Consider the following 16954-nt stretch of genomic DNA (forward strand, 5'->3'; position numbering starts at 1 on the left):
CTCCAGTACCGCCACGACGTCCTCAACGGCTGCCTCACCGGCACCGGCCTCCGACGCCAGCCACCATGACGACATCACGCATTCAAGGTCAGTAATGGTGTTCGTCAAGCCGCGAGAGCGATTGGAGGCACGGGTTGATAGCACCGTCCATCGCGCAGAAGAGCCCACAGAACGTTGACTCGGCGGCGGGCAAGGGCGAGGACCGCTTGGGTGTGACGCTTGCCTTCGGCCCGCTTGCGATCGTAAAACCGTCGCGATTCCTCGCAGTAGCGGATGCTGAACATCGCCGAGGTATAGAAGACTCGCTGGAGTCGGCGGTTGTATCGCTGGGGGCGCCGCAGATTGCCGCTGATCTTGCCGGAGTCACGGGGCACGGGTGCGACTCCGCCGAAGCCGGCCAGGCGATCGGGAGTACCGAAGAAGCTCATGTCGCCACCGGTGGCAGCCAGGAACTCGGCACCGAGGATGACTCCCAGGCCGGGCATGCTGGTGATCACTTTGAAGGTGTGGTGGTCGCGAAACCGGGCCTCGATGAGCTTGTCGAGCTCGTCGATCTCCTGATTGAGGTCCATCACCTCTTTGGCCAGTGTGTGCACCATCCGGGCAGCCAACTTCTCCCCGGGAAGACTGGTGTGCTGGCGATCGGCGGCCTCAACGGCTTTCTCGGCGAGCTGGTCGGCACGGATGACTTTGCGGTTCCGCAGCCAGATCTCCAGCCGCCTGGCGCCGAGGCGACGGATGGCGGCCGGGGTCTGGTAGCCCGTCAGCAAGATCAGTGGACCGGTGTTGGTGAGGCTCAGGACACGCTCCAGGCCGGGGAAGATGTCGGTGAGCTGGGCTCGAAGCCGGTTGATGACGCGAGTGCGGTCGGCAACCAGGTCCATGCGTCGGTTGGTCAGAATCTTGAGGTCGGTGACGGTCTCATCGCCGACGCGTAAGAGGTGAAGGTCACGACGGACGCGGACCTGGTCGGCGATGACGGCCGCGTCTTTGGCATCGGTCTTGCCCTCGCCGCGGTAGCCCTCCGAGGCTCGGTGGATGGCCCGTCCGGAGATGTAGTGGACCGTCTGGTCGTGATTGAGTAGGACGGCGATGGCCAGAGCGGCCCCGCCGTCCGCCAGATCGATCCCCCAGGTCACCTCTTCGCTCAGGGCGAGCACGTCGGCGAGGAGTTCGAGCAGTTCGGGTTCGTCGTTGGCGACGCGTCGCGACAGCAGCCGACGGCCGCTCTCGTCGATCGCGACGCAGTGGTGATGGGTCTTGCCTGCGTCGATGCCGGCCCAGATCGCTGTCATGTGGTTCCTCCGTGCGGTGTGTGGCTGGTGCCTCCCACGGACGGCCTCGCTGTCGATTCCCTACGGAGCGATCATTCGCAATTCCTAATTGGCAGCCGAGTCGTCGTGGGGCGCCGGGTGGCCAATCCGGGGAAGCCACAAGCGGCAGAAGCGTGAAAGCCACACCCGACGCCCCTGGGCGGGTCAACCATACGAAGGGCTCACCACGTCCCGCAGAACAACGTAGGGAAGCGTGACGCTTGCGCGAACGCTTCCCCGGGACCGGCGTCAGGCAGCAGACTCACCTTCACGGCCTTCGTCTCGATCGGTGCACCTTGGTCGGAGCACATGATCAGACGGGGGCCGCTTCTACGTCCGGTGAATGCCCAGGTGGGCGACCCAGTTCGAGATCGCTTTCGAGTGGGAGGCAGGGCTCGAAGCGCAGGGGCGGCAGGCTCCCGCAGAAGTCATGCGCCCCACCATTCGCCGGTACCGCAGCCGACCTCGTAGTGCCACCACTCCTCCGTCTGCCCCCGTGCCAGGAGAGCCTTGATGCCGGCGAAGTCCGCGCCTGCTGGCACGGTGAAAACCACCATGGGGAAGCCCTCACTGAAGACCTCGCCTCCAAGCCCGAACGGCGAAAGTCGCTGATGGACCGCCTGTGGGTTGTCGCCCAGGGGACCAGTGGGAATGGGCACAACACGGATCGTGCAGTTACCGGAGGAGCTGACCTGTCCGACAGCCCAGTGGAGCCCGTCGGAGTCGGTCTGGTACTTCACCACGTCGCCCTCGGCCACCCCATCTTGAAGGAAAGGGGCATTCTCGACACGGGCCGTGTCGTCGCTCAGCTTCGTCGCCCACAGACCCTCGGTGTCCTGCGGAAACCACCCCTCGCGGGGGACGAACCGGAACCAGACCTTGATCTTCTCGACCACACTCTCCATGACGGTCATCATGCGCCGAGCGCCAACGACACCTCGCACCGGGTCTGAACTGGAGATCAACCTGCGTCGTCACGGAACAGCCGAGGGTTAAAGAACAAGCTAAGCCGCGCCCAGCCGTGTCCGGTCCTCCAATGACAGGCTCCACGGCCGGCCCCTGCGGACTGCATCCGCACCCTGACGCCGCAGCACCTTCACCAGCTTCCCGAACAGGCGAGGGCTCAGCCCAGTGAACGGGGCTACCCAGGGCGGCTCCGAAGCCGTGATCACATCAGCCACCGAATGATCATGTCACTCGTCACCGGGCCTCCCTGCGCCGTAGTTCTGGACGGCCCCGCCGAACCCTGAGCGGCGCTCCTCGCGAGCCTGAGTCAGTCGAAGAGGACAACGAGTCCGTTCACCCAGATCGCGAGGAGCACAAGGGCCGCCACTAGGCAGCCGACGCCTGCCAGGGCACCGCCGACCGTCCACGGCCCGGATGGGGCCTCGCTCTCTCCTGTCAGGCCGCCCCGGTAAGAGGCGGGGTCATCCCAGTCGACGGCGTGCCCAAGTTTTTCGGCGCACGCGGTCCGCACTGCGACCAGCTGTCCCTCTGCGAAGGTGGTACCGGCCTTCACCTCTGGGCCGTGCCAGGCGAGGGCCTTCATCCGCCACCCGGGAGAGCCGTATCGAGTCTCGAAGGCGGCGGTCTCGTCGGTATTCCGGTCCTCTTCGAGGTACATCCAGCGTCCGGCCTCGGCGGCGTCTCCGTAGAGCCGGTACACCTCGGCCAGACGACGGCGAAGCGTCAAGTCATGCGGAAAGGACGAGATGAGTCCACGCAGACGCTGGCGCGCGACGGGAACCCGGCCGGCAGCCAGGTCTGCATCGACTCGGGCGAGTGTCTCTGTCAGGGGCATGAACGCATGATCATGCACAGCGCTGACCTACGTCGAACTGGTTTCGTCGCTCAGCGCTGCTCGTTTTCAACGGCATCGACTGGACCTCACTGAGAACGGGACACTCCCAGTTACAGACAGCCATTAGGGAAGCTTAAAAATGTCCGCCCCAGCCGGTTTCTTTACGGTGTCACTTGCGTCGCCTTCTCATCATGCCGATCGCAAAGACCAAAAAGACTAGCATGACAACGACCCCGAACCACCACCCGCGAAGGGCTCCGTTGACATCCCAGCGAGAATCTGGGTGTATTCAATGTGCTCCATAGCGTTCCCTACTGGTCGAGATGATTGGCACGCGGCCTGAAGCGATCAGTCAAATAGCAGAGCTGGCTCATCCGCGCGCTCCACCACACCACCGTAATGCCGGCACATCACACCTGGATGGCAGCATTGCCTGCCTCCACAACCTCACCTGCCGACCGCCGCATCGGCTTCTTCACCGGTGTCACCGCTCCGTGGCCGAGACCCCTCCGCCTGGCCCTCCGTCATCCGCTGGGCACATTAAGACACGTCGACCGGCGGTCGCAGACTCTGGCCTGCGACTGCCGGTCAACGCCGCCCTGCTCGGCGACGGCCCTGGTAGCTGCGTAGCCATGGCTCACGCCATGCGTCGCAGACAACCTCATGGGGGCAAAGAGCACGGCGTCGAGGAGCGTCGCGACTTGCCGGATGGGTCTACTTTCGCTTATTTGCGGAATATCCCCAGACAACAATACAAGCGAGAAGGCTGCAACCTGCGGCCCAGAGAATGATCACGCCGACGGTTTTGGCGCGCAGGTCCGATAGGTCTGGACCCAGAGTAAAAAAAGTCAGCACGAATAGGCCGAGGCCGACGGCAAGCACGGCGTTGCCATTGATGCGATCTCGCATGCTGTTCACTGTCCCTGATACTCGAGGTAGCCCTTCGTGGCGGCTCCTGCTACGCCACCGCCGAATGCTCCTACCGTTGCCGACGGCAGGCAGCCGATTTCTGCTCCGGCGACACATCCGGCTATTGCCCCAGTAACGGCCCCCCCCCTATCGCTCCGCCCACGGACGCGAATCCGATCTTCCGTACGCTGCTCCAGAAGCTGAGTCCCGTCGGGTCGATGCGGTTGACGGGGTCGCCCTCGGCGTAGAGGTAGGGGTTCTTTTCCTGGCCGGAGGGGTCGGTTTGGGTGAAGCGGCCGAGGTTGGCGTCGTAGTAGCGGGCCTGGATGTGGTAAAGGCCTGTGGGGTCCTGGTAGTTGCCGGCGAAACGGTAGGGCTGGGCGACCGGCTCCGTGGACTGCGCCAGGATGCGCACGCCGCGAGGGCTGTAGGTGTAGGCGTCGACCTTGTTGCCGTCGATGTCGGCGAGTGCGACCACCGAGCCGATGGCGTCGGTGAGGTAGAAGTAGGTCTTGCCCCCGGTCGTCATGGAGTTCAAAGTGCCCCCGGGTTCGCGGTTGAAGCCCATGTCGACGCCGGCGGTCGTCTTGGCGGACAGGCCGAGGGGTCCGTTGTGGAAGAGGGTGTCACCGAGCCTGATGCGTTCGCTCTGGTCGGTGGAGCCGTACTGGCCCGCGTACGCCTTGCCGCCCACTGTGATCGATGCCAGTTGGGAGTGATCCGTGTAGGACTCCCTGGTGCGGGCGTAGTCGTCGGTGGAGGCTCCGGCGGTCTCGTTGCCGATCTGGTCGTAGGACCAGGCGCCCGTCGTGCTGGACTTGGCGGTCAGTTCCTGGGCGTCGTTGTAGGTGTATGTGGTGCCGCGCGGGCAGCCCGGGTCGGTGCCCTGAGAGGTGAGGTTGCCGGCCAGGTCGTAGCAGTACTGCCACGAGTCCGTGATCGCTTGGGCCTTCTCCTCCTTGGCGTAGGAGAAGCGGCCCGCCCCATCGTAGGAGTACGTGCGCTTGGTGCCGCGGGCGTTGTCCGTGGACGTGCGTATCTTGCTTCCGTCGGTGGCGCCGTTGGTTCCGTAGCCGTAGCTGTAGGCGAGGTCGACGAGCGTGCCCTGCGGGGATGTGGCCTTGATGGTCTTGGGCCGGCTGGAGTTGTCGACGTCGACGCTCTGCACCGTCCCGCCCGGGTAGGTGGTCGTGGTGCGGACGTCGTTGTTGTTGTACTTGTAGGTGGTGATCCGGCCCTGAGCGTCCTTCAGCTGGGTGAGCCTGTTGACCTCGTTCCAGGTGTAGTCGACCGTCCCGGCCGGGTCCTGGTAGTAGTCGACGTTGCCGGCCGGGGTGTAGGCGAGCACGGTCTGGGAGCCGTCCTGCAAGTGCCGGACCGTCTCGCGCTGCAACGGGTCGAACTCGTACTTGGTGGTGCCGGTGCCGTCGGAGCGCTGAGCGAGGTTGCCGTCACCGTCGTAGAAGTACTCGACCTTCACCGTGTTCGGTGAAGTGACGGTGCGGATGCGGTCGCGGTTGTCGTATGTGTAGGAGACGGTGATGCCGCGGGCGTCGGTCGCGGTCTTCGTGCGGCCCAGGTCGTCGTAGGTGAACGTCGTCCTGTCCAGGGGCACGGGGGGCTTGGCCCGTTCTCGCCGTCGGCGTTGGTGGAGTCCTTCGGCACGTCCCCGCCGGCAATGGTCTCCAGGTGTCGACGAAGACGGTCACGACCGACTTCCATTACGACGCCAAGGGCAATCTCGACTAGACCGCCTTCACCTACGATGCCGTCGGCAACACCACGACCGTGGCGCAGACCGGCACCGGCGGCGGCAACGTCTCCTACGACTACAACCCCGCCACGCCCACCTGCGGCGGCTTCGAGGGCCAGCGCTGCGCGGCCAAGACGAAGATGACGGTTGACCGCCTTCCCGCCGGTCGGGATGGACACGGTCTCGAGGTTGTTGCGGGAGTTGAAACCGTAGTCGGTGACGTTGCCCGGCGTGGTGCCTGAACCCATCGCATCGGCAGCGGTGTCGACGTTGTGGTTGGCGTCGAACTTCGTCGACCGTTTGCGCTGGAGTGCGTCGGTCACGTCCGTGACCTGACCGTCGCTGTCGTGCGTGTATGTGGTCGCGTGCAGTTCCGGGTCCTTGGCCGTGGTGTTGCCCGCCGCGGTCGGGGACGCGGAGCTGTAGGTGTAGGTCCAGGTCGGGCCGGTGTCACCGGAGGCGTTGAAGCCGGTCGCGCGCAGCATGGAGGTGATGCGGTCGGCGTCGTCGTAGGTGAAGACGGTGACGCGGCCTTCGGCGGTGGCGATCTTGCTGATGCGGCCGGAGGCGTCGTAGCCGAAGGTGACGGTCTTTCCCTCGGTGTCGGTCGTGGTGGTGAGGTTGCCGCTCGCGTCGAGGTTGTATACGGCGGTGCGGCCGGTGTTGTCCTTGGCCTGCCACTGCGACGGGTAGGTCTTGTACAGGTCGATGAAGCGGCCCGAGCGGGTCTCGGTGAGCTTGAAGCCCTTGTTCTCGCCGTTCTCGTCGTGCTGGGTGACGGTGACGGTGCCGTGGTTGCGGTCAGTGACCTTGGTCAGGCAGCCGTTGGCGTTGTAGGTCTCCTTCGCCCCGGACTTCCACTTCGTCAGGGTGTAGGTGCCGTCCGTGTTCCTCTTCAGGTCTTGCGAGTACCCCTTCGGGGTGGTGAAGGAGCCGTCGCTGTTCTTCGTGAAGCGCACGGTGGCGCCGGAGGCGTCGTAGAAGACGACTTCGGTGGAGGAGATGGACAAGTAGCGCTCGTACTCCTGCCACCAGCGCTGAGAGACCCTGCCCCAAGGCGCGTCCAGCGAGTTGTATGTCCGCGCCAGGCGCAGGTTCTGGCCGACCCCGGCGATGTCGAAGTCCGTCGCCGTCAGCATCAGGTTGCCGATCGAGTAGTCGATCTTCGCCGTCAGAGCGTCGGTGATGGCAAAGCTGGTGTATCGGTGCCAGGGCACGTTGCCCTGCCCCTCGGGCACGAGGTTCAGCACCGAGGCTTGCGCCGCGGCGCTTTGCGTGGTCGAGGACTTGGAGTTGGCCGCAGCACTCGGGCGTTTGGCGTGGTCGCGCTGTTCACGCAGCCACGGCAGGTATGCCGCGTCCGTCGGGGGATGCGAGGGCTCGGACTTGATCGGGCGGTTCCCGCCGACCTTGACCGCCGGCATCGTGAAGGCGGGGCTGCCCTAGCCCCAGGCTGACGCGGCCTTGTCTTCGGCGGAAGCTGCGCTCGCGCCGGGCAGTACGCAGGCGGCCAGAGCCGCCGAAGTGAACGCCGCGAGCGTGATAGCCGTGGTTGATCTCTTGCGGACACGCCGAAATGGCGTGCTGAAGGCACGTGTGTGCACGGAGCTTCCCCCACAGGAAGGCAGACCCCAGCAGCCCCAGTGGCTGCCGGGCGCACACAAGCTTTCACAGGAATCGCACAAGAATGCGGGGCCTGCCCGCGAAGCTGCTGGCTATGCGTGTAGGAATCAGCCCCTCCCCTTCCATGGATAGATAAGAATAAATGGATGTGAAAGGGGCGAGATGATCGAAGAACGGGGGCTCTGGGGAGCGACTACTCGACCGAAAAGTTTCCACACGGCAATGGATGCAGAGACGTGAAGCGAAGACCCCGAGGCGGCAGCGCAGCTCGATTGAGGCGCCCGGTTCAGGGCAAGATGCAGCTGACGGCAGCACAGAACACAATCGCCACCGACTGGCCCAACGCCCCGACCAGGACGAAGGAGGCGACGTTCACTCCGGTACGCCGGTAGTCGTCGGCGTGGGCCACCGCTCCGGAGGTTCCACGATCGAGGTGAGCGCCCCCGGGCCGGCGACCGTGTAGGTCAGGGTCGGCTCCCCGCGCTGGAGCACCACCTGTGTGCCCGGCACCATCAGCGAGCCGTTGTCGTGGGTCGAGAGAGCCACCTTGCCGACCATCGGCCCCATGCCGATCTCGCGGACTTCCTCGAACTGCTCCACGGCGGCGTCCACGAGCCGTTCGGAGTCGGGTAACACGAGTACGCTGTGTCCGTTCCAGGAGGTTCCGGTCCAGGACGGGGTGAGCGAGCCGTAGCGAGTCCCGCATCCGTCCTTGTCCTGGGCCGCCAGGTCGACCGGTTGCAGCTCTGCGCGCACTCCCAGCTGGCCGTAGGCGTGCCGCAGCGCCATGCAAGCGTCCACGCACACGTTCGTCGGGACGCGGCCCGTCGGCGAGGGCCGCCCATAGGTAGGGCAGCACCAGTTCCACCAGCTGGTCCGGCGTCGCGTGCTCCAGCATTCGCGCCATCGCGTCCAGGTTCCCGCGCAGCGGCAACGAACCGGCCGGGATCGCCGCAGCCGGTGCGCGTGACCGTGGTACCGAGGGACGTGCAATCCGCTTCTGCGGCGTCCGTTGCTTCTTGCCCCGCTTCTGCTTCGACATGACCAGAGCGCAAAGATCCCAGCCGCAGCCGTCCCGGACGCGCGGACCTCATAACCGTCCCCTCGCCGCCAGGCGGACGACCGTCCCGCCACCGAGTGAGCTCGAGACCAGGTCTGGTCATGGTGGAGCCGCATGTTGCCAGTGGCGTGGCCCCTCCCTTCTGGTTCGGTGTCGGCCCCGACACCGCGGCCCAGCTCCTGGTCACCGCCGGAGGCAGGACAAGGACCCGCTCTCCGAGCTCCGGGCCCTGATCGACGCGGTCACCACCGGACACGGCATTGACTTCTACCACCGGATTTAACGAACTACCGGTAGAGCCAGGTAAGGGGCGCTGCGGAGACCTGCACCGATCGGGTGGTCTACATGACATGCGCGGAGGGGCTCCAGCGCACATCCCCTGCCAGTGGCAACCTTCCTGCTGTGGCGGCCGTCCGGGCCGTCCCGATTGGGAGGAGGCGTTCATGCGTCGATCTGCGCAGGTTGCAGCAGCACTGGTGATGGCGATGGGATCAGCATTCGGACTTGCCGGTGTCGCCCAGGCCGCGCCCAGCGATGGTCCCGTCTTCGGGATTACGTGCGTTGAGGGAGGAGGTCGGCCGGTGATGGACAGCCCGATGGGGAACCTTGGGGTAGCGAGGTGTCAGGGCGGCGAGCACAACGGAGCCTTTATCGTTCCGAACACGTGAGCGGCAACGCGAAAACTGACCTGTAGAGAGCGTCGGCCTGCCGATCTGACGGACGGCGAGTATGCGTTCAAGCGCCCGGGGGCGCCCGACCGCTGCCCACCGCCGGGTGTCGGTTTTCCCAGAACTCGCGTCCATAGCCATCCCGCCGACCCCGTGACAGCTCAAGCAGCGTGGGACAAACAGAATGGGCCCGGTTGCATGCCCCGGGGTACGGCCGGGAGGTCGGCGGTGTGTGTTGGCTCCTTCCGCGGGAGGCCCCTTCCGTGGGGTCAAAGAGCCCGAGGCGAGTGAGTGCACCCCTTTGGCGGAGCCGCCTACCGCCTTCGGAACTCGCGAACATTGCGGCACGGCCGCGACCGTCTAACGCCTCCCGAACCGCCGATGTAGAAGTGCTGCCCGTTCTCGTGGATAGAGCCAACTTCCTCGATCAACACAGGACGTTTGCTGTTCCAGCCCTCAGGTGGAGGTATGCGTGACTACTCGCGTCCATGCGTGACTCGCGTACGGGACTCAGCCGCCGTAGGAGTTGCGCCCGATCAGCGGGCATGCATCAGGCGCGGCTGGTGGAGGGATCATGGGCAGCTTGGCCCAGTGAGCGCAGCGGGCGTGTGATGGTTTCCGGACTGATGCCGCAGCGCAGAGCGAGGACCAGACCTGCCGCTTCGGCATAGTTGGCGACTTCGGTGACGCCCTGCAGGCCGAGCGCATTGGCAGTGACGTTGAGGATGCTGGTGTTTCCTCGTACGGCGATGACCGGGACGTGTTGGCGTAGCGCTTCGAGTACGGGCACACCGCCCAACGCGCCGGCTGGGGCGATCACCGCTACTACGTCGTCGAAGCTCACCTCGTCAGTCAGCCTGACACCGTGTTGCTCGGTTGAGATCTGCGGGGCGGCGCTCAGCCCGATGAGTACGCCCGCGAGTCCGCTGATGGACACCAGCTCTCCTGCGGAGCGCGCGTCGACCACGGCGTTCGGCAGTGCGAGGTCCTTGAAGTTGATCATCGGGGCGTGGGCCGCCGGGACTGCCAGGGTCCGGACGATCAAGTGGGAGACGATGGCCTCGGCGCCGCCGACAGGATTGGCATGACTCCCGCTGAAGTGCTCGGAGTAGTGCTGGCTGGTGAGGTCCTGCACGTTCGTGGTGACAGCGATGGCGTTGGCGCCGCGGGCGATCAATGTCCGCGCGGCATCGAGCAGCACACCGGGGGCGTCGATCCGCCCCACGTATGCCCCGGACTCGTTGCGCACGCAGCGGGTGCCGATGGGCCGTTCGGTGACGACGCAGTCGACGATGTCGATGCCGTGCACCGCGCGGACCGCGTTCGTCACATTCCATACGTGCTCTAGTGCTTCCGCATCGGCGGTTTCGATGATCAGACCGACCCGGTTGCCCCGGGGACGGTGCAGATTGACTTGGGTGCGGCTCTTCTGCAGGGAAGATTCTGGACGGATGAGGCGTCGCTGATCGTAGGGTGTGTCGCAGATTTCAGTGATCCGTCCGGAGGTGCTGTGCCCGTGCAGATGAAGTTGAGCGCGATAACACTTGACTGTCCTGATCCGCTCAGCTTGGCGGCGTTCTATCAGCAGGCAACCGGCCTTGAGCTCCACCCGAAGTCTGATGCCGAGTTCGCTGGCCTCAATGGCGAGGGCGGGCTCCTCGTCGGTTTTCAGCGGGTCGACGGCTACCGCGCGCCGAGTTGGCCCGGCCAGGACGTTCCTCAGCAGCTTCACCTCTGCTTCAAGGTCGACGAAACCCTGGACCAGGCTGAGGCCCATGCTGCTGAAGTTGGGTGCGGGCAAGCCGGATGGACAACCGGACGCGATCAAGTACCGAGTCCTCACCGATCCGGCAGGCCATCCCTTCTGTGTGGTCAGCAGGGAGTAGACGTCGGGACTGGCCAGCGTGTCGGCGGCTGGGAAGGGGTTACGGCACGCTCCAGAACGTGACCTTGAAGATCAGGCGGTGAGCATGTACCCGCCCTGGTCGGGCCCAGGAACGGGACCATGGCCCGCCGTGAAGCTGAGTGATTGGGTGTCGGCGGACATGGGAAGCGACGTCTCCACAGAGCGAATTCACCATTAGGGTCAGGCTGCGAGTGTTGATGGACGAAGGCCCGGAGCCAAGAGCGGAACTGGAGCCCTCCCGCGCACAGCCCAGTTGCACGGTGGCGCGCAGATTCTCCGTCCGGCCGCCCGTGTCATAGCACTGTCCCCAAGGCAACGGCATCGCCGAGTTGGCTCTCGCCACGGCCCCCGGCAGTACCGGATGAGCTAGTGCTTTGACCGCGTAGGTCTGCCGTATGGGTGCTCATGGTCCGCGGGCCGGTTGGATGTGACGATATGTCCGATCGGTGCGGGGAGGCGGGATGGCGGAGCTGGTCAGGGTCCGTACGTTGACTGAGCAGGAGGGGCAGAGGCTGCAGCGGATCGTGCGTCGGGGCAGTACGAGCACGGTGCGGTTCCGCAGAGCGATGATGCTGCTGGCGTCGGCGGGCGAGACAGCGTCCCGGTGATCGCGCGGCTCGTCCAGGCGGACGAGGACACCGTCCGCGACGTGATCCACCGCTTCAACGAGATCGGGCTGGCCTGCCTGGACCCTCAGAGCCCCGCGAGTTCAGGAAAACTGAAGGCTCTTCAGCGGGAACCTGCGGGTCGGATGCTGTGCTCTGCGGTGGTCGACCCCCGAGTTCCGCACCGACTCACGGAGAGGTGTCCTGGCTCGTGGGCGTCGCCGTCTCGTGGAGATGCTGCTCGACTGGACCCAGGTGCAGGTCGTGGGCCAGGACGATCTCGTCCGCGAGGTTGAGGATGCGGATGGTGCCACCGGGGAACTGGACGGTGATGCCGACGGCGAAGTCGTAGTTGCCGTGCTGGTAGCGGATCTCTCCGACCGAGAGGATCTGCTGGCCGATGAACCGGGTCATGGCGAAGTCGGGCAGGTCGTCCTCGACCGTGGTGCGGCCGTATTCGTCCATGTCGTAGGGGCCGTGAGGCTGGTCGATCTCCAGGAACAACCCGTCGCCGGGCGTGTGAAACCGGATGGGGCCGAGGCCGTCCATGTGCAGCCACATGTGCAGGAGGGAGGGCTTGGTGTCCTGGTAGCGGTGCCAGGACGTGGTCACCTTCAGCAGGAGCCTGCCGACCAGGTCCTCAGCGTTGATCATCCACCGATGCTGTCACAGTGCTCAACGACTCGGCACTGGTTTCCAGGAGAGCGCGGGCGGAGTCCGCGTAGCGGATTGCGGTCTTCTCGTCGAGGCCGAAGACCTCGGCAAGGTGGAGCGGATCGGGGCCGTGGACGAGGGCTTCCTCGAGTTGTCGGTCGATGCGGAGGCGCTCGATTGTGGCGGTCTGGCTGTGCAGTGCGGTGGTGGCGACGGAGTTCTTGCTGACCGGGCCGGTTTCCAGCGCCGTTCGTTTGTTGATCAGCAGGTGGGGATTGGCGGTGTCGGGCCAGCGGTGTCGCCGGTGCTGCAGCCAGTCGAGCGCTGCCCGCAGGGTGAGGTCGTCCAGTGGCCGGACGCGGCCGTCGATGGTCAGGCGGCGGTTGCCGATGTCGAGGTCATCGAGTTGCAGGCGGCGGATCGCGCCCGGTCGTGCCGCGTGGATGGCGGCCAGCGCGAGGATCAGCCGGTCCGCCGGGCTCGTGACTGCGGCGACGGCGTTCGTGATGTGCTCGGGCTGTAGTGGCTGGAGGACGCCTTCCTGTCGTTGGCCGACGCGGATGCGGATGGTCGGGTTCTTGAAGATGGTGCCGGTTCTCTTCGCCCCGCCGAACAGAGATCGCAGGGCGATCAGGGTGTGCTGACGCTGGGAGCCGTGGACGGTGGACAAGTGGGTCACGATGTCGTCGCGAGTCACCTCGCGGAGGTGGTCGTAGCGGGTGGACCATTCCAGCAGCACGGGGCGGATCCGGTTGAGGTAGCCGGAGACGGTGGTTGTGTCACGGGCCTTGGAGCGAGGGCCTCCGTCGTGCAGGAGCCGGGTCCAGTGCTCAACGTCGCGACGGATCCCGGGAGCAAGGCCCGCGAGCTTGGGTTCCAGCCACTGCTCGAAAGGCGACGGCCGGTCGTCGAGGAGGACACCGATGTGGTCGAGGATCTCGGCAGTGTGCTCGGTGCTCAATCCCCGGGGCCGCAATGCCGGAGAGAGTTCGGAGTGCCGGATCAGGTCGCCTTCGGCATGGCCGGTCAGCATGATGATCAGGGCTCGGTCGGCACGGACGCGGGTGCGACGGGGCCATCCGCGGGACTCACCGATCCGGTGAGCGGTATGCCGGGCCCAGGCCAGCCAGGGGTTGTGCTGTCGTGCGTCGTGCTGTTCGGGCACCCACCGGGTGAAGTCGCGCCGGATCTGGAACAGCGCGGGCTGACACCAGGTGGTGCGGGGAAGTGGAGCTGGTGCCGGGGCCGGCCGGAGAGGCCGGCCCCGGCGACCGTCGGTGGCCTTGGACGGCTTGGCGCGCCTATCCCACAACGCGGTCATACGTGAGAAGAAGAGCTGCTGATGCTGCAGGTCCAGGAGGACGGACTCCGGTCTCACGTCCGGTGCGGCGGCGTCGATACGTGCCTGGACCCAGCACAGTCGGCAGTGCCCATTCCGCAGGGGTAGCCGGCCCGAGCAACTCCCGCACATGCCGACCTCGCGCCCACTGGCGAAGTTCGAGCAGGCGCCGCATCGCCGATCAAACAGCAGACCCCAGGACAGGCACTCGGGGCAGGACTTCGGCTGCACCGAGCTCTCCTCACATCGGTGGCAGGGAACGCCCGTCTCGACGACGGGGCACCACCGCAGGCACTGGGGCCGGGGAACCGACAGCGGCCCGGACGGTGCTGTCCTCGCCAGGACGGGCGACCTTCTGCGGCTCGGGGATCAGCAGCTCGCCGACCTCGCAGTCCAGCACGACGCAGATGACGTCCAGGTCCTCCAGCTTGAGCGAGACCGGCTGGCCGGACCAGAGCCCGGACATCTTTCCGGCCGAGATGACCAGGCCGTGCTCGGCCAGCATCCGCTGCAGTTCGGATGCCTTCCAGATGCCCTTGTTGGCGGCGGTCAGCCGCAGGTTCCACTTCATCCCATCAGTCCTTCCAGCCGCTTCGCGGCCCGCTGCTGCCCGGCGATCCAGGCGTCCTCGACCCGGGTCTGCTGGACGTGGACGTACCGCATCGTCGTGGCGATCCAGGAATGTCCCAAAACCTCCTGGATTGCGACTAGGTCCAGGCCACTCAGGTACAACTCGGACGCGCAGAAGTGCCGCAGGACGTGCGGAGTCAACTTCTCTTCCCAGCTGGGGAGATGAGACCCGACAGCGGCGGCCAAGCCGTTGCGCAGGGCGTCGTCGCCGACCCGACGTGAGGAACCGTCGGCGCATCTGCGCTCGGACGGGAACAACGGGGCGCCGGGGCGGGTGTGGTCGGCGTCGAACTGGCCCCAGACGTCCTCGATGAACCACCGCAGGGTCCGGTCCGCGCCGTTGATCAGCGGCACCATCCGCTCGCGCGGGCCGGAGCCGCGGGCACCCTTGCCGAGCCGGACATGCAGCTTGCCGAACCGGCCCAGCTCCCACTTGATGTCGGCGAGGTCGAGCCCGCACGCCTCGCTCACCCGTAGCCCGACCTGGGACATCAGCTTCGCGGCGGTGTAGTTCCTCGCGGTCGGGGCGAACTTGCGGCAGGTCGCCAGTTCGCCGCCCCAGCCGGCGAACAGCAGGTCGACCTCAGGGGCAGTCGGCGGGATCCGCAGCTGGGCGTCCTTGGACCCGCGCGGGCGGTTCATCTCGTCAAGCGGACACTCGACCACGCGGCCGGTCATGCGGTGGATCTCGACCTTGTGTCGCAACTCCAGGAACAGGAAGTACGTGCTCAGCGCCTGTGAGCGGGCCAGACGGGTGCCGCTGGGCGAACCCCGCAGAACCCGCCCGAAGTACGCGTCCGCGTCGGCCGGCTCCATGTCCCACAGCGGCCGACCGAACCACGTGCGGATCTGTTCCAGGTGGCCGACGTCGCCACGGATCGTGCCATCCGCCAACCCGGCCGACGCCCGGGCCAGCACGAAGCCGGCCAGCACGTCGGTCTCGAAGTGCTCCAGTTCCTCCGCCGAGACCGGATCCCGATACTCACGCAGATCCCGCACCACCGCCAGCGCTGCCAACCCGCGCCTCCTCGCCTTCGACCGGACCGCAGATCGGTCGCACGAGCTGAGAACGCTTCAGGAATCCCGACGTTACGTCACAGGCTGGCGGAACACTCGAAGGAGGAAGAAGCCCCTGGCCACGGCCTCAACCGATCAGCGGGGCCCAGGAGAACTCGCGGGATGTCACACAGTAGGCGGGAGGTCGTCCCCGCCTGCTCAACCGTGACGACGAGGACTTCGTCATCCAGACGGCCCCCCGCCCGGCCAAGCTCGGCAAGCCCTTCAGCCGCTGGCCGATCCGCAAGCTCGCCGAGCACCTGCGGCGCAACCTCGCCCATCCGATACGGATCGGCCGCGAGGTCCTGTGCTGCTTGCTGCTGCGCTGCGGGATCACCTTCCACGGACCAATACGTGGAAGGAGTCCACCGACCCGAACTTCGACGACAAGCTGGACCGGATCGAATACGCGCTCCACGAGCGCCCGGACCGGACCTTCGCCTTCGACGAGTTCGGGCCGCTGGGCATCCGCCCGACGGCCGGGGCCTGCTGGGCCGAACAGGGGAAGGCCGGACCGGCTCCCGGCGACCTACCACCGCACCCACGGCACCCGCTACTTCCATGGCTGCTACTCGGTCGGCGACGACACCCTCTGGGGCATCAACCGGCGCCGCAAAGGCATCAGCCCGACCTGGGCCGCGCTCAAGAGCATTCGCGCGGCCCGCCCGGACGGCGCCCCCGTCTACGTGATCCTGGACAACCTGTCCGCCCACAAGAACCGGCGCATCAGACGGTGGGCGGCGAGGAACAAGGTCGAGCTGTGCTTCACACCGACGAACGCGTCGTGGGCCAACCCGATCGAGGCGCACTTCGGTCCGCTTCGGCAGTTCACCTTGGCCAACTCGAATCACCCCAACCACATCGTCCAGACACGGGAGTTGCATCGCTACCTGCGCTGGCGCAACCAGAACGCACGGCATCCCGACGTCCTGGCCGCTCAGCGCCGCGAACGCGCCCGCGTCCGCAGCGAGAAGGGCCTCCGCTGGGGCGGCCGCCCTCTCAACCGAGTGGCCTGACCGCCCGTCACCAGATCAGATGTCGCCGTGGACCAGGGCGTGCAGATGCTCGTCGTGCCATCCGTCTTCGTGCAGCAGGGCGCTGCGCATCGTGCCTTCGACTGAGAAGCCGGCCTTCTCCGCTACTCGGCACGATGCCGAGTTGGCCACCGCGTGGCACAGCCGGAGCCGGCAGACCAAGGTCGTCGAACGCCCACCGGCTGACGCGCTTCGTGGCCTCGACCATGGCGCCGCGGCCACGTCCTGCAGGTAGGAGCCAGTACAGGATTTCGGCGCTGCCGCCCTGGAGATCGATGTCACCCCAGCCGATCAAGCCCACGGCCTGACCACCATCGGGCTGGGCGATGGCCCATATCGCGCTCTGCTCGTTCTGCCAACGCTCGTGCATGCGCTCGATTCGCTCGCGTGCTTCCGCCTGCGACGTCACGAAGAGTCGGCTCCACTGGCGAATGGCCGGTTCCTGAGCGGCGGCTACCAAAGCGTCGGCGTCGCTGACACGCCAGGGACGCAGCTCCAGACCACTGGAGAGAGCGAGCACAGGCTGTTCCATCTTGGCCATGTGGCCTGCGGGAACGACGGGCGGTATGGGTGAGGTGATCATCGCGGCATCCTGCCACAGCC

General features: G+C 66.2%; 11 protein-coding genes and 6 pseudogenes. 3 read left to right on the forward strand and 14 right to left on the reverse strand.

The window, feature by feature from the left end; translation table 11 throughout:
* Positions 1 to 104: 104 nt before the first annotated feature.
* The 9 genes and pseudogenes from AB0D31_RS33685 to AB0D31_RS33725 all read right to left on the reverse strand — a co-directional run bounded on the left by AB0D31_RS33685 (position 105) and on the right by AB0D31_RS33725 (position 10736).
* A complete protein-coding gene (locus AB0D31_RS33685; protein WP_362730425.1) occupies positions 105 to 1295 on the reverse strand; it encodes an IS110 family transposase in 1191 nt (396 codons plus the stop codon).
* A gap of 446 nt (positions 1296 to 1741) precedes the next feature.
* Positions 1742 to 2230 (reverse strand): DUF4265 domain-containing protein, encoded by a 489-nt coding sequence (locus tag AB0D31_RS33690; RefSeq protein WP_362730428.1) that lies wholly within the window; start codon positions 2228 to 2230, stop codon positions 1742 to 1744.
* A 90-nt stretch (positions 2231 to 2320) separates the two neighbouring features.
* A pseudogene (locus AB0D31_RS33695) lies at positions 2321 to 2494 on the reverse strand (IS5/IS1182 family transposase); the annotation flags it as partial.
* A gap of 92 nt (positions 2495 to 2586) precedes the next feature.
* Complete coding sequence (locus tag AB0D31_RS33700; RefSeq protein ID WP_362730431.1) at positions 2587 to 3114, reverse strand: DUF6584 family protein; 528 nt, start codon at positions 3112 to 3114, stop codon at positions 2587 to 2589.
* Between the two features lie 714 nt (positions 3115 to 3828).
* Positions 3829 to 4023 (reverse strand): hypothetical protein, encoded by a 195-nt coding sequence (locus AB0D31_RS33705; RefSeq protein ID WP_362730434.1) that lies wholly within the window; start codon positions 4021 to 4023, stop codon positions 3829 to 3831.
* A 5-nt stretch (positions 4024 to 4028) separates the two neighbouring features.
* A pseudogene (locus AB0D31_RS33710) lies at positions 4029 to 5650 on the reverse strand (RHS repeat-associated core domain-containing protein); the annotation flags it as partial.
* A 605-nt stretch (positions 5651 to 6255) separates the two neighbouring features.
* Positions 6256 to 7200 (reverse strand): annotated as a pseudogene (locus tag AB0D31_RS33715) (DUF6531 domain-containing protein); the annotation flags it as partial.
* 571 nt (positions 7201 to 7771) lie between these two features.
* Positions 7772 to 8200 (reverse strand): hypothetical protein, encoded by a 429-nt coding sequence (locus AB0D31_RS33720; RefSeq protein ID WP_362730437.1) that lies wholly within the window; start codon positions 8198 to 8200, stop codon positions 7772 to 7774.
* 1477 nt (positions 8201 to 9677) lie between these two features.
* Positions 9678 to 10736 (reverse strand): DUF3326 domain-containing protein, encoded by a 1059-nt coding sequence (locus AB0D31_RS33725; RefSeq protein WP_362730439.1) that lies wholly within the window; start codon positions 10734 to 10736, stop codon positions 9678 to 9680.
* On the opposite strand from AB0D31_RS33725, the pseudogene AB0D31_RS33730 reads away from it, so the two are divergent.
* Together AB0D31_RS33730 and AB0D31_RS33735 are read left to right on the forward strand one after the other, a co-directional pair.
* Positions 10638 to 11013 (forward strand): annotated as a pseudogene (locus AB0D31_RS33730) (VOC family protein). The gene AB0D31_RS33725 and the pseudogene AB0D31_RS33730 overlap by 99 nt on opposite strands.
* Positions 11014 to 11494: 481 nt before the next feature.
* Positions 11495 to 11730 (forward strand): annotated as a pseudogene (locus AB0D31_RS33735) (helix-turn-helix domain-containing protein); the annotation flags it as partial.
* Between the two features lie 97 nt (positions 11731 to 11827).
* On the opposite strand, the gene AB0D31_RS33740 reads toward AB0D31_RS33735, so the two are convergent.
* The 4 genes from AB0D31_RS33740 to AB0D31_RS33755 all read right to left on the reverse strand — a co-directional run bounded on the left by AB0D31_RS33740 (position 11828) and on the right by AB0D31_RS33755 (position 15278).
* Complete coding sequence (locus AB0D31_RS33740; RefSeq protein WP_362730442.1) at positions 11828 to 12292, reverse strand: hypothetical protein; 465 nt, start codon at positions 12290 to 12292, stop codon at positions 11828 to 11830.
* On the reverse strand, positions 12279 to 13325 hold the full coding sequence (locus AB0D31_RS33745; RefSeq protein WP_362730445.1) for a hypothetical protein: 1047 nt from the start codon (positions 13323 to 13325) through the stop codon (positions 12279 to 12281). The genes AB0D31_RS33740 and AB0D31_RS33745 overlap by 14 nt, the downstream gene beginning before the upstream one ends.
* Before the next feature lie 547 nt (positions 13326 to 13872).
* Positions 13873 to 14202: a helix-turn-helix transcriptional regulator gene (locus AB0D31_RS33750; RefSeq protein WP_362730448.1), complete on the reverse strand. Its 330-nt coding sequence runs from the start codon at positions 14200 to 14202 to the stop codon at positions 13873 to 13875.
* Complete coding sequence (locus AB0D31_RS33755; protein WP_362730451.1) at positions 14199 to 15278, reverse strand: site-specific integrase; 1080 nt, start codon at positions 15276 to 15278, stop codon at positions 14199 to 14201. The genes AB0D31_RS33750 and AB0D31_RS33755 overlap by 4 nt, the downstream gene beginning before the upstream one ends.
* Positions 15279 to 15448: 170 nt before the next feature.
* Here AB0D31_RS33755 and AB0D31_RS33760 point away from each other — a divergent pair.
* Positions 15449 to 16333 (forward strand): annotated as a pseudogene (locus AB0D31_RS33760) (IS630 family transposase); the annotation flags it as partial.
* Between the two features lie 7 nt (positions 16334 to 16340).
* On the opposite strand, the gene AB0D31_RS33765 reads toward AB0D31_RS33760, so the two are convergent.
* A partial coding sequence (locus tag AB0D31_RS33765) for a GNAT family N-acetyltransferase (RefSeq protein WP_362730454.1) occupies positions 16341 to 16954 on the reverse strand: 614 nt, incomplete at its 5' end.

Source organism: Streptomyces sp. NPDC048361 (assembly GCF_040651795.1).
GTDB lineage: Bacteria > Actinomycetota > Actinomycetes > Streptomycetales > Streptomycetaceae > Streptomyces.

Coding starts and splice junctions, on each gene's coding strand:
- AB0D31_RS33685 (WP_362730425.1), bottom strand. CDS start 1,295: ATGACAGCGATCTGGGCCGGCATCGACGCAGGCAAGACCCATCACCAC.
- AB0D31_RS33690 (WP_362730428.1), bottom strand. CDS start 2,230: ATGATGACCGTCATGGAGAGTGTGGTCGAGAAGATCAAGGTCTGGTTC.
- AB0D31_RS33700 (WP_362730431.1), bottom strand. CDS start 3,114: ATGCCCCTGACAGAGACACTCGCCCGAGTCGATGCAGACCTGGCTGCC.
- AB0D31_RS33705 (WP_362730434.1), bottom strand. CDS start 4,023: ATGCGAGATCGCATCAATGGCAACGCCGTGCTTGCCGTCGGCCTCGGC.
- AB0D31_RS33740 (WP_362730442.1), bottom strand. CDS start 12,292: ATGATCAACGCTGAGGACCTGGTCGGCAGGCTCCTGCTGAAGGTGACC.
- AB0D31_RS33745 (WP_362730445.1), bottom strand. CDS start 13,325: ATGCTGACCGGCCATGCCGAAGGCGACCTGATCCGGCACTCCGAACTC.
- AB0D31_RS33750 (WP_362730448.1), bottom strand. CDS start 14,202: ATGAAGTGGAACCTGCGGCTGACCGCCGCCAACAAGGGCATCTGGAAG.